Origin of the sequence: Hassallia byssoidea VB512170 (assembly GCF_000817785.2) — a bacterium.
Classification (GTDB): domain Bacteria; phylum Cyanobacteriota; class Cyanobacteriia; order Cyanobacteriales; family Nostocaceae; genus Hassallia; species Hassallia carrinoi.
In genome coordinates this window covers 55,703-68,312 of record NZ_JTCM02000011.1, presented here as the reverse complement: position 1 = coordinate 68,312, position 12,610 = coordinate 55,703, and the positions used below count along the sequence as shown (strand labels likewise).

Here is a 12,610-nt window from a genome sequence, read left to right as displayed (position 1 = left end):
CCTCATTCTGCCGCTTGTGCCATTTGACATTGACTGCACAAACCAAAAAACTCTAAAGTGTGGTAAAAAATCTTAAACTTATGAGTGCCTTGTAATTGTTCTTCTAGGTCATGGACTGGGCATTGATTTATCGGAATTGAAATACCGCATTGCAAGCAAGTCATGTGATGCTTGTCTTGCTGCGCTAGGCTATAAAGGGCTTCACCGTTAGCCAATGTCCGCACCTGTACCATGCCTTCCATTTTTAAAGCTTCCAAAGAGCGGTAAACTGTTGCTAAACCCATGCTTTGGTTGCGGTTACGCAGTTCTACGTAAATATCCTGCGCGGAAATGCCTTGCTTGATGGTTTTCAGAAGGCTCAAGATACGATCTTGACTGCGGGTGCGTATGGCTCTCATAGACTATTGTTTAAATTTGCCGCTGTAGTTGAAGCTGTAAACTTGCTAATTTAGATAAATCAACAAGTTAGAGCTTCTTCATCTTATTTTCACTCACTTGGAACAGAAAGTTATAGTATAGCGATCGCAGCATTCAGCAAAAGCCCGTGCAAAGGAAATATCTAGCCAAAATTTTTGTGACGCTTCGTCCCTCAGTCTTAGACCCTGCTGGTGTAGCTGTACAATCTAGCCTAAAGCAGTTGGGATACGATAACGTTGACTCTGTACGGATTGGTAAGTACATCGAAGTAATCATCACCGAGCCTGATGAACGTAAAGCACGTCAAAATTTGGATCGCATCTGTGACCAAATGTTAGCAAATCCCGTGATTGAAAATTATCGCTTTGATTTGATTGAGGTCGAATCACAGACAGGAGTCTTTTGAGAGGGGTAATGGGTAATGGGTAATGGGTAATCGGTAATCGGTAATCGGTAATCGGTAATGGAGAATGGAGAATGGGTAATGGGTAATGTACTTTTCTCATTCTCATGTTCCCAATGCCCAATTCCCAATTCCCAATTTCCAATTTCCAATTCCCCATTCCCCATTCCCCATTCCCCAATAAAAAATGACTAAATTCGGTGTTTTGGTTTTTCCGGGTTCTAATTGCGATCGCGATGTTGCTTATGTGACGCGAGATATTCTCAAGCAACCTACTCGCATGGTTTGGCATCAAGATACGGATATTTCTGATTTGGATGCGATAATTATCCCTGGTGGTTTTAGTTACGGGGATTATCTGCGCTGTGGAGCGATCGCTCGTTTTTCACCTGTGATGCAGCAAGTTGTTGAACACGCACAAAAGGGTAAGTTTGTCATCGGTATTTGTAATGGATTTCAGGTATTAACTGAAGCGGGACTTTTGCCGGGAGCGTTGGTGAGAAATCAAGATTTGCATTTTGTGTGCGATCGCTCTCCCCTAAAAGTCGAGCGTACCGATTTACCTTGGACGCAAGCTTATACAAAAGGTGAAATTATCACTTTGCCGATCGCTCACGGTGAAGGAAGATATCATGCAGATGATGTCACTCTCGCAGAAATTGAAGATAACAATCAAGTTGTCTTTCGTTACGAAGGTGAAAATCCCAACGGTTCGTTAAATAATATTGCGGGTATTTGCAATAGTACAGGAAATGTGCTAGGGATGATGCCGCATCCAGAAAGAGCGTCAGATGCGATGTTGGGTAGTAGCGATGGGTTAAAGTTGTTTTCTGGATTGTTAGAGCAAGTAGCAGCTTTAGTTTAGCTCCTACGTTGAATCGCGGTAGCGTTCTGGTGACTATTAAGACTAATACTAAATAGTCACCAAAAGCTAGGAGTTAACAGGGTGAATAGTATCCAACCAGGAAGCGACGATTTAATTTACGTAGATTATAGCGATTTATTAGCAAAAATTTTACATTGCTTGCGTGGTAAGAAAGTCTTTAAAATCTCTGATGATAACAACCGCTTACGCATCAATATTGATAGCATAGCTGCTCAAGTCGCCAATCAACAGATAGAAAATCCTTTAAGTGTTTCTGCTACCAGCGCCAAAGCTGCTACAGTTAACTTTAGTCCGGGTTTTAGAGAAAACTTTCCCAGTCAAATTCAACAAATAAGAGATTGTCTGAAGCAGATATTAGAATCTGCCCTAGGAGATAGTACCTTAATTGAGCAGTTTGTCGGCAACTTAGTTACAGATTTGCAGAATTTTAAAGGTGACAAGCCTAGTTTAGACTTTACTTATCCCTTTTTACCGCATCAAGGGTTACAAAAACAACGGTTAACTTTCAAGAGCGAAAATGCTGCAAATAAAGAACTTTTGAAAGTTCACAAACTGACTATCACTGTGCAGAACACCCGTGATTTTAACAGACAGTTGCAGCAAGGTTTAGAACATTATATTAACGAGCAATTTAGTAGTGCAAGTGCCGGCGAAAAAGAAGATATTGAGTACATTCTTGAAGATTTGGAGACAGAGACTAACTCTGACTTTTACCGCTTGCGGGATATTGTCAATCAGGAAACTTTGGGAAAACTCAAAAAACAAGCACAGATAAATTATTTAGAGTTTCTCCACGAGAATATTAATATTAGTGCTAGCGCTGCTTACGCTGAAGGTGCTATATATCTCCAAGATTTGATTAGACGACTAAAGCTGATAGAAGAATATATTAACGATACCACCAAAGCAGATGGTGATTACTTAGTTAACTATGCAGGTACTTCAGTTAATTATAGAGATTTATTTTCTCGCGGTGAAGCTTTTGAAATATTGCCAATTATCCCCAAGATAGAGGGTTACTTAGGAGAAACCAAAGATGAAAACCGAGGAGAAATTCAATTTATCTTTGGTCTGAAGCTGAAGTTTGATGGTAAAGTGCAAGCGTATGGTGGCAAAAATGTCTTTGAATATCATCTGAATTTGCTTAACCCAGATAGTAAGGAACATCAAGCGGGAATCGCAGATGCTAAAAAGGAAACATTTGCGAGAAAAGTTTTAAAAATAGCGTTTTTATACTACTTTTTGTTTGCAAGTCGTAATAACCCCGAAAAAGATGATTACAACCCGAATGCTGAATTAGAATACGATCCGATTGCTGGATTTGAGAAAAATGTAATCCAGATTCTTAAGGGTTCTGACGAAGCTGCAAAACAACAGCTTTTTCGGAATATTTACAAATATTTTCAGAAATTTAAAGTCCAGAGAAAAATCAATCATCTCAAGGGGTTGCTGCGAAATACAATCAAGCGAAAGACTAGCTTTCCGATGCGAGAGTATCCTTTGCATATTTCTGTGAAAAAAAGCATCCTTGAGGACAATAAAAGCAATATCTTCAATAACAATACATTTTTCAAACCTGTCTTGAGAGGAAACCCCAAAGAAGTTCTCAAGTATATATCTATTGGAGAAGCGAAAGCACAGACAAATTCACTTTGTACTCTCCCAGCGAAAATTACAATCAGCGACATTCATTTTTTTGCTACCGATGACCGGGAAACCTTCGCAATGGAGTACGATTTAACAGGTATCCGTGCTTTACCTATACTTTTTGCTCCTCTAAAAGATAAAAAATGCCAAGAGATTTACAATCAACATTTCATCCAGCGTAAGCTGATATTATTTCCTTACAGTTTAGAAAGTAATAAACTAGAATCTCACCAAGCTTTTGTTTATCGCTTTACCTTTTGCTTACTTGCTTATATCAGTCTTCGGGTATTGTTGGAAAAGCAGAAGATGTTATTTATCCCGATTTTTCGCTTGCATCTAAACAACAAGCAAGACGATGCACCGATAGAAAAATTTATCGTGTCTTTGTCTTGTGTATTATCTCATTTATTAAACGAGAAACATCGGTCTAATGCACAAGGAATTGACATTAGAGACTTGCAAAGTAAAGGTAGATTTAAAGTTCCGAATGTTCTGAGTTCATTATATTCCGTCTTGCCGAAAAAATTTACCTTTGCCAATGCGTCAGACTCTCCGCAACTGGATAAATTAGCGATTGTGATAATTTCTAGTCGAGAAAGCGATCGCAAATGGGTTAGTTCTCAAAAAATCTCCAATTTGATGGGAGAAATTATGGGAGTTAGACGTCAAGATAATGCTGTCAGAGTGCAGTTACTCAAAACTTTCTCAGACAACTACGATAACCAACAAATGTTTACATATCCCAGCGTTGTCATTGAAGAAGTAGCTAAACTTTACAAAATGGGATTCAAGCACTTTCTCTATATTGCCAAAGCACCTTATTCGAGTACATTGCACATGACACAGACTGAGGATGATGACGGATTATTCTTCATGTCAAGAGATGTGATTAAAGCTTTAAAAGCAGAACACAAAGACATCAAGATATATCCGATGTTTTTTGATAAATACTATGCGGTTAAGCTTCCAGAAAAACTAGATTCAAGTTCGCTGTATATTCAAGATACTATAGAACTGACAAATTTAGTCAATGACCCCAGCAAGCAATCTGTCGTGTTTTTTAACTTGTTTAACGGAATTCAGGTTCCCGGTGAACAAAAAAACTACAATGGTGTTATTTATTACGCAACCTTATTAAATATTTACCAAGGCATCCTTGATGATGAAGACATTAGAAAAGGTTTGATTTTCAACGGTTCATTAAAAAACGACATCTTGCAATATTTAACTTTATTCCACTTTTCCCGATATCAAAAAGCGAAAGATATCCATTTAAAATTAGACCCTTACGAAAATCTTATCGGAGAAGAGTCTGTGGGTAAACTCTCCTTATTTAATCATATGAGAGGAAAAAGCGAGTTTAACTCATTAGCGTTTTTAACTCAAGTGAATAAAGTACTAAACGCAGAGGAGCGCAAAGGTTAACGCAGAGGTTCGCAGAGTTCTCTTGTCTTCCTCTGCGTTACTCTGCGCTTCCCTCAGCGTTACTTTGCGTTTAAAAAAGGAGATTATAATGAAATCAAAAATAGCAGAAGATTTAGGACGTTTGTTTGAAGTAGGTTTTAATATTGGGATTCTTGCCTATATTGAACAAAACAAAATTAAGCACAGATTTGCAAACTTATATCGTCAGGAATTGCAACAGCTAAAGTTTCCCAAAATGCGATCGCGAGTTGTAGATAAAGTTATCAGCACTGTAGAAAGAGAAATGGCTGAAACTTGGAGTACATTCTTTTTACAAAAAGGCTTTTTGAGTGGCTTTAATTTCTTTCATGAATACTTGAAATCTACAGGTTGGGTTGAACGTGACAAACTAAGAAATTTGGAAATACTATATTATCAATGTAGGTTTAGCGGTGATAACAGCATCGGAACCTACGATATTAAGGATGATAGTCAGTGGTTTGCAGAAGTATTATCTCAATTTGAGAATTTAGATAATATCTCTGAGTATATTAAAGGTTATAAACAAAAAGGTGAGTTTCTGAATGCAGACACTTTAATACTGCTGCGACATCGGAGACAATATCGGGTGATTTGTGTTGATTTATCGGTGTTTTCTATTAATTCCAATGACGATGTGAAAAATCTGGATTATATAGAAATTATCCGACGTTTATTGATGAGGGATATTAGCTATTTGCGCTCTAAAAGTGTTTTTTCTAATCTTCGCATCGATACGGAATCTTTAGGGTTAGATTTTTCGGAAGATTTAAAGAGTTATTTTACAGCTTTTAAATATAAAGATAAAGAAAGTGCGAAATTAATTCAAGCTGCTGGGTATGTTTATAGCTTTCATGAATTTATGCAAGAAACTGGGATTTTACCTGATGCAGCATCGGTGGTATTCAACTCTCTAGGATATAGCGATCGCGGAATAAGTGCCATGTCCATAAACCGCGAAAATTTAGATGTTTTGAAAACCTGTTATCAGATTTACAAACATGACTTAAGTCCGAAAGAAATTCCCGAAGCACGCAAGCAAGTTTTAAATCGAATTAAACGCAGCGCTTATCATAGTTTTGAACGTGGTAAACTGTTTGTTGATGCTCTTTTAGAAGTTCCTGCTGATAGGATTACTTTTTTACCTCCTCATCAAGAGAAAATTACTGGGTTTTTCAATTCTGTTGCAGAAGTTCCCCCAGAATTGATGTCTCAGTTAAGTTTAACAGGAGTTATGAATCTGCGACAAGCGCACGCAGAACTGATTAAAAAAGCTTTGGTTTCTCAAGATACTTATATATTTTTAACTGGCAATCCTGGTATTGGTAAAACTACAGCGATCGTCGATTTTCTCAAAAATCATATAGATGAAGGTTTTCTCTTCTTTTATGTCAGTCCAAGAAAACAAGTTAACTTAGACATTATCGAAAAGTTTAAAAATAAAGAAACTGGAAAGTTATGCGATGAACGGTTATTAGCTATTAATAGCCACAGCAATCTAATTACAGATAATTTTGGACGCTATACTGTTGAATACACCTGCAATCAGCGTCAGGGTAAGTTTGTGCAACAGTCCGTAGACTTTATTGATAGTAGGCAAAATGAGCAAATCGGACAACATTCAGATAGATTAAGGAAACCGACGGATGATGTTATTCAAGATATTGGGAAAAAAAGTAAAGGTGTTTTAAATAGCATTTGCGAAGCGATATCCACGATTGTAGAAGATGAAGTTTCAAATAATATTATCGCTACAGCTTCTATCCAAGCTTTAAAGATAACACAAACTGGCGACACTTTGAAGCATTTCGAGAAAATCTTTAGAAATGCTTACAACGAAAGAGAAGGTAAAGTCTTTCCCGAAAGAATGCGAAAGATTTCGGGGAGAATCAAGCACTTATTCATCATGATAGATGAAATAACGGGGGATGATGGGGGAGTTCAGTTTTTAGATGGAATTCATCAGATTATATCTAAGTATAAGTTAAATGATGGCAAACACGGTTTTAATACTAAGGTAATTGTTGCTGATGCTTCTATCGTTGATAAAAATGTTATAATTCAACACCTTGATGATACATCACCCGAACCAGACAAAATATATTTTCGTCGCGCTACAGAAACTGCTCAACCTCTTTCAATTCAACCATTAGTATTTAAGGATGTAGCAGCAACTGTTATTAATGCTAACTCCTACCCGGCAAAAAGTTTATCTATCACCTATAAAGTATTGATCGAGTCTTGTAAGTTTAGTGAAGAAGCACGTTTCAGACAAAAATATAACTTGGAAGCAAGTTTGCAAAACGAGATTTTAGAAGACATCGAAGCTTTTTTAAATCAGTCTGATGTTGAGCAGATAATAGTTTACATCCAAAATCAGCGCAGATTAGCAGAATTGATTGAAAAAATTAAGGAACATCGGGGACAATTTGAAAAGTGTACCGATTATCTTGAAATACATGCGAATATATCTGAAGAGGAAAAGAAAGAAATACAAAAGTTTCAAGAAATCGTAAAAGTAGTTTTTATGACTGCTTCCGGAAGTCGGGGTTTATCCTTCCCCAAAGCTAAACACATCCTGGTAGAAATTCCTAAATTTCAGATTGAGAAAAATCTCATGGAAGTAATCCAGGTAATTTATAGAGGTCGTGGGAATGATAAGATAGATAATCAGGATAAAGAACTAGTTTTTTACTTAGCTGAACGTTCAGTTTATTATCAGGATGACCAGCAATTATCTTTACAAGAAAGTGTGCTGAGTCTGTTAAATATCTTATTAATTTTGAAAGCTTCTATAATGACCAGAATTTTTGGCTCTGGTTGCATAGGTCGAGATAATTTTATCATTATACCTATAGGTGGTAAGTCTGTTTTAGCTGCTGGGGAAACATTTTCTGCTCAAATGGTAAATCTCATCAACCAACTGAAGAAAGAACATCATAGAAACAGAAGCGATGTTTTAGCAGAAAAGGTTTATACAAGTTTAGAACAGTTATTAGGACGAGCCGAATTTACTGTTAGGAATGCAACTAAATCTAATTATCTAGCGTTGCGAGAGTCTTTCAACCGCGATTTTTATCAAATATGTCACACTCTAGATAAGTTACTTGATTTTGGCAAAATTGAACCAGGATACATTAATGGTAGTCTGCTGGTAGTGCCTATTGCTAACAACATTTTAGAAGAAACTTATCAAATGCGGTTGCTTGATATCGCAAATTATAGTGATGAATTGTGGCAAAATATGCAGCAAATTAGCCGTCGCAAATCTTACCCGGAGAGTTTGCGTTCTGCGATTAAGGATGCTATAGAGTTAGTTAAAAAGCTCAGGGATGGAGTTGAGAAAACACAGAGACTTGAACAGTTTAGCCAGCGTTTTGACCAGTATTATGCATTGCCATTATATGCGTTTATTAGCGGCGAAGCTATGAGTGAATATTTTGCAAATGAACCTAATGAACCAGAAGATGAACGCTTTCGGGATATTTTAGCTGCATATATCCGCTTGCTGTATCCTGTTGGTAATATTTTGCCTATTGGTTGCAACTATCAAGATTTTCCTTTTGTTATTTTTATAAGTTACAGCTTAGAAGAACTTAGACACAAAATTTTTACAGATAAGTATCTTTTAAGTTATAATGAGTTAAATGTACTAAATTTAATTCTGTCTAAAGATAGTGTTTTTACACCCTAGAAGGTTATATATAATGGGTGACTGTGGACGAGTACAATTTAAGCCTATAGATAGGGTTTTCCTCAATTTACTCAGTCTAAGCTGAGGTGTATGAAATCACGGAAGTTGAGGAATAATTATGCCAGGTGGTAATGCTAGCCATAAAGGTGCTTCTGCTAAAACCAATGTTAACGCTAATGGGTTGACAAACGCTGCTGCTGAAGGACCACAAGAAACTCAGGGAGTTATCAGCAATGCTGACGATTCTACCAGAACCGACGAAGCAGAGGTAAATCCTGCTGCTGTTGAACGTCCGCAGACACCTGATGATGAGAAGTAGGATTTTGGGCGATCGCTTATTTTTTGTTTAGGCGATCGCTTTGATTATAATATCAACGTTAAATCCAACACAAATCCAGGTAAAACATCTTCACCTGATAAAGTAGCAGGATTTTCTAAAATTTCTACTTCTTTACCTGGTCGATAAATTTCGACTCGCTTATTTTTCCTATCAATTAACCAACCTAATATTGCACCATTGTCAATATATTCTTGCATTTTTTCTTGCAATTCTTTGAGCGAATCAGTACGCGATCGCAACTCAACTACAAAATCAGGACAAATCGGAGCAAAGCTTTCTTGTTGTTCCGGGGTTAAAGCATTCCAGCGCTCAATTTTCACCCATGAAGCATCAGGGGAACGTTTAGCACCATTAGGTAGGGTGAAACCAGTTGAAGAGTCAAAACCTTTGCCTAATTTAGTCTGTTTATTCCAGATTCCTAACTCAACAACGATATCAAAGTTACGGTTGCCAGTCTCACTACCTGTAGGTGGCATAATTAATAATTCCCCTTCGGCTGTGAGTTCAAATCGATAATCGCGGTTGTTTTGACACAGTTGGAAATATTGCTCATCAGTCAAATCGATATTCAATTTTAGTGTAGAAGGTAAGGCAATTTGCAGTGCTTCCATAAACTTACCTAAATCAAGCGAGATAGTAAATACTTTCTATTTTAATCTTATATATCAAGGCGATCGCACGCTAAATTGACTTATAATATCAACGTTAAATCCAACACAAATCCAGGTAAAACATCTTCACCTGATAAAGTAGCAGGATTTTCTAAAATTTCTACTTCTTTAAGAGGACGATAAATTTCGACTCGCTTATTTTTCCTATCAATTAACCAGCCTAAACTAGCACCATTGTCAATATATTCTTGCATTTTTTCTTGCAATTCTTTCAGCGAATCAGTACGAGAACGCAACTCAACTACAAAGTCAGGACAAATCGGAGCAAAGCTTTCTTGTTGTTCCGGGGTTAAAGCATTCCACCGTTCAATCTTCACCCAAGACGCATCAGGGGAACGTTTAGCACCATTGGGTAATATAAAGCCAGTTGAAGAGTCAAAAACTTCGCCTAAATTATTCTGAGAATTCCAAATATCTAGTTGAGTGGTTATTTTAACATTACGTCTGCCAGTATCACTACCTGTAGGTGGCATAATTAATAATTCCCCTTCGGCTGTGCGTTCAAATCGATAATCGCGGTTGCTTTGACACAGTTGGAAATATTGCTCATCAGTTAAATCGATATTCAATTTTAGTGTAGAAGGTAAGGCAATTTGTAGTACTTCCATAAACTTACCTAAATATCTGCGAATGGTAAATAATTTCTATTTTAATTCTATATATCAAGGCGTTGGCTCTCATCTTTATCGAAGAGCGATCGCGCTGATAATTTACTTATAAAATCGCCGTTAAATCTAACACAAATCCAGGTAAAACATCTTCTCCTGATAAAGTGGCAGGATTTTCTAGAATTTCTACTTCTTTACCTGGTCGATAAATTTCTACTCGCTTTTTTTTCCTATCAATTAACCAGCCTAAATTAGCACCATTGTCAATATATTCTTGCATTTTTTCTTGCAATTCTTTGAGAGAATCAGTACGAGAACGTAACTCAACTACAAAATCAGGACAAATCGGAGCAAATTTTTCTTGTTGTTCGGGGGTTAAAGCATTCCATCGTTCAATTTTCACCCAAGAAGCATCGGGGGAACGTTTAGCACCATTGGGTAGGGTGAAACCGGTTGAAGAGTCAAAAGCTTTACCAAGATTATTTTGACGACTCCAAGCTTGAAGTTGATAGGCTAGTTCAATATTACGGTTGCCAGTATCACTACCTGTAGGTGGCATAATTAATAATTCCCCTTCGGCTGTGTGTTCAAATCGATAATCGCGGTTGTTTTGACATAGTTGGAAATACTGCTCATCAGTCAAATCGATATTCAATTTTAGTGTAGAAGGTAAGGCAATTTGCAGTGCTTCCATAAACTTACCTAAACATCTGTTTGTTGGTGAATAGTTTCTATTTTAATTCTATATATATATAGCGCTTCTCGATTGGGTGTAGTACAACTTAACCTCACCCCGATAAAGCTATGCTTTATCTCCCCTCTCCTTACGCTCGTAGAGGGGTGTCCGGAACGGATGGGGTGAGGTTTTATCTTCAATAAGTCTTTAATCCGCTATCCCCAAAGGCAAATTCTTCACAATCTGCACAGTTTCTAAACTAACAGTAATAACTTGTCTAATTAATCTAACGATATATTCTTCATCATCCAATCTATTCGGGTCATTCACAATCCCGCTACGTTTATCAGTAGTAACTTGATATTGGTCTATCACCCATTATAATGCAGAACGATTGCCTAAACGATATTGAAATGCTTCTTTGGGAATACCATTTAAGGTGAGAAAATCATTATAAATAATTGCAGTTTTATCTTTATTAAATCTCATTTTTTCGACTTGCCAATTTAATGGTAAGTCTGGATTTTCGATAAATTTCAGGGGATATTCTGGTTGTTGTTCGTAGTTGACGTGAATTTCAGCTAACCGTTTACCGGCTTTGGCGAAAATGTGAAAATCGGGTGTGTAGGGAATGCGTGGTAATTCGCGTTTCAGGTTTGCGGCGTATCTTTCTCGATATACTGGATGATGTAAGACAGCGTAGGTGTAATGGAAGATATCCCATTTGGTGATGCTGTCGTCTTGGTAATAGTTGCGGTATTGTTGTAATGACCAATCGGTGATGTTTTCTCTGCGGTTTGTGCCGTCTTCATCGTATGTGTAGAATGGGAAGCATTGAGTTTGTCTTCCACCATAATGCAAGCATGGTATACAAGCTGCTATTTGTGCGGAAAAAGGTATTTGAGCTTCATTGACAACACAAATAACTCTATTTTCTTTTTCAGTTGCAGGAGTAGGGAATATTAATGGAAATTGCCCTCGTCGATGATTGAAAATACTATCAAAGTATAAATATTGATAAGTGAATGGGCGATAAAGTGATTTTCTAATATTCTGCTCATCAAACTTTACCCTTAATTACTTTCTCAATTTCCACCGCAATCACGTTACGATGAATAAAATCAGGATTATCAAATATTTTCCTAAATATCCGTTCTGTAAGTAAGTGCTGAATCAGCATTTCCTCAATTGCCTTTTCTGACAAGTTGGGATTTCTGCTGCTGCGACACAATATGAAAAAATCACTAAAAGCTTGAATAAATTTAGCATTACTTTGACGTTCTTTGGCAATAATTTCTACTAGCTCATCGCCTAATTCCTTCACCCTACCGCCAAATTCCACTGCCGCTATTTCCCACCGCGCAATTAACGGTGTGCGATCTTCAAAAAAATGCCTCAAACTATCAACTAAAGCTGATGGCTGACTAATATCTTCATCCAGAATTTGCTTACCACCTTGCCAAAGAATCACCCGCTTTGGTGTTTGAAAAAGTATATTATCTTTGGGATAACCAACTTGAAATTTTTTCTTAATTTCCTTGTCTAAATTATCCTTAATATCTTTCGCTTCCCAATAGCCACGCGGTAGAGTATCTGTAGCGACTAAAGCCCCATCTACTTGCAATGGCTTCTGTTTTGCACGTTTAATCTGCCATTCTGTCACCAAAGTCCAATCAAATTGACTGCAACAAGACTTGAGTAAATCTGAAAAAGCCTGTCTGACTGCACCTTCGTGAGAAACACCAATCCGCTCATACTGCTGTAGAGTTTCATAATAGACCTTGACGGGTTTGTGACTGGGTTTCAGATTCAGGCTGGGCATGAG

At 37.3% G+C, this 12,610-nt stretch carries 13 protein-coding genes; 5 read left to right on the top strand and 8 right to left on the bottom strand.

Annotated elements, in window-relative coordinates; all coding sequences use genetic code 11:
* Positions 1-2 precede the first annotated feature (2 nt).
* Complete coding sequence (locus PI95_RS08135) at positions 3-398, bottom strand: Fur family transcriptional regulator (protein WP_039754693.1); 396 nt, start codon at positions 396-398, stop codon at positions 3-5.
* A 146-nt stretch (positions 399-544) separates the two neighbouring features.
* Here PI95_RS08135 and purS point away from each other — a divergent pair, with 146 nt between their 5' ends.
* On the top strand, positions 545-823 hold the full coding sequence (gene purS, locus PI95_RS08130) for a phosphoribosylformylglycinamidine synthase subunit PurS (RefSeq protein ID WP_039754691.1): 279 nt from the start codon (positions 545-547) through the stop codon (positions 821-823).
* Here the strand turns inward: purS and PI95_RS08125 are convergent.
* The gene (locus tag PI95_RS08125) at positions 775-987 is read right to left on the bottom strand and encodes a hypothetical protein (protein ID WP_163518708.1); all 213 of its coding nucleotides are present in this window, start codon (positions 985-987) and stop codon (positions 775-777) included. The genes purS and PI95_RS08125 overlap by 49 nt on opposite strands.
* A gap of 20 nt (positions 988-1,007) precedes the next feature.
* On the opposite strand from PI95_RS08125, the gene purQ reads away from it, so the two are divergent.
* The 4 genes from purQ to PI95_RS08105 all read left to right on the top strand — a co-directional run bounded on the left by purQ (position 1,008) and on the right by PI95_RS08105 (position 8,809).
* Entirely contained in the window at positions 1,008-1,685 is a 678-nt protein-coding gene (gene purQ, locus PI95_RS08120; protein WP_039754690.1) for a phosphoribosylformylglycinamidine synthase subunit PurQ, read from the top strand.
* A gap of 81 nt (positions 1,686-1,766) precedes the next feature.
* Positions 1,767-4,778, top strand: a complete 3,012-nt coding sequence (locus PI95_RS08115) for a hypothetical protein (RefSeq protein ID WP_039754689.1) — start codon at positions 1,767-1,769, stop codon at positions 4,776-4,778.
* An 88-nt stretch (positions 4,779-4,866) separates the two neighbouring features.
* On the top strand, positions 4,867-8,490 hold the full coding sequence (locus PI95_RS08110; RefSeq protein ID WP_039754688.1) for a helicase-related protein: 3,624 nt from the start codon (positions 4,867-4,869) through the stop codon (positions 8,488-8,490).
* Positions 8,491-8,608: 118 nt separating this feature from the next.
* Entirely contained in the window at positions 8,609-8,809 is a 201-nt protein-coding gene (locus PI95_RS08105; protein ID WP_039754686.1) for a hypothetical protein, read from the top strand.
* Between the two features lie 44 nt (positions 8,810-8,853).
* On the opposite strand, the gene PI95_RS08100 is transcribed toward PI95_RS08105, so the two are convergent.
* From PI95_RS08100 to PI95_RS35125, 6 genes are all read right to left on the bottom strand, one after another.
* On the bottom strand, positions 8,854-9,441 hold the full coding sequence (locus tag PI95_RS08100; protein ID WP_039754685.1) for a Uma2 family endonuclease: 588 nt from the start codon (positions 9,439-9,441) through the stop codon (positions 8,854-8,856).
* An 80-nt stretch (positions 9,442-9,521) separates the two neighbouring features.
* On the bottom strand, positions 9,522-10,109 hold the full coding sequence (locus tag PI95_RS08095) for a Uma2 family endonuclease (protein ID WP_039754683.1): 588 nt from the start codon (positions 10,107-10,109) through the stop codon (positions 9,522-9,524).
* A 106-nt stretch (positions 10,110-10,215) separates the two neighbouring features.
* Positions 10,216-10,803 (bottom strand): Uma2 family endonuclease, encoded by a 588-nt coding sequence (locus PI95_RS08090; protein ID WP_039754681.1) that lies wholly within the window; start codon positions 10,801-10,803, stop codon positions 10,216-10,218.
* Positions 10,804-10,992: 189 nt separating this feature from the next.
* Positions 10,993-11,160, bottom strand: a complete 168-nt coding sequence (locus PI95_RS35690; RefSeq protein ID WP_236116977.1) for a hypothetical protein — start codon at positions 11,158-11,160, stop codon at positions 10,993-10,995.
* 3 nt (positions 11,161-11,163) lie between these two features.
* Entirely contained in the window at positions 11,164-11,835 is a 672-nt protein-coding gene (locus PI95_RS35130) for a type ISP restriction/modification enzyme (protein WP_336507188.1), read from the bottom strand.
* Between the two features lie 10 nt (positions 11,836-11,845).
* Positions 11,846-12,607, bottom strand: a complete 762-nt coding sequence (locus PI95_RS35125) for a hypothetical protein (protein WP_039754678.1) — start codon at positions 12,605-12,607, stop codon at positions 11,846-11,848.
* Between the last annotated feature and the right edge of the window lie 3 nt (positions 12,608-12,610).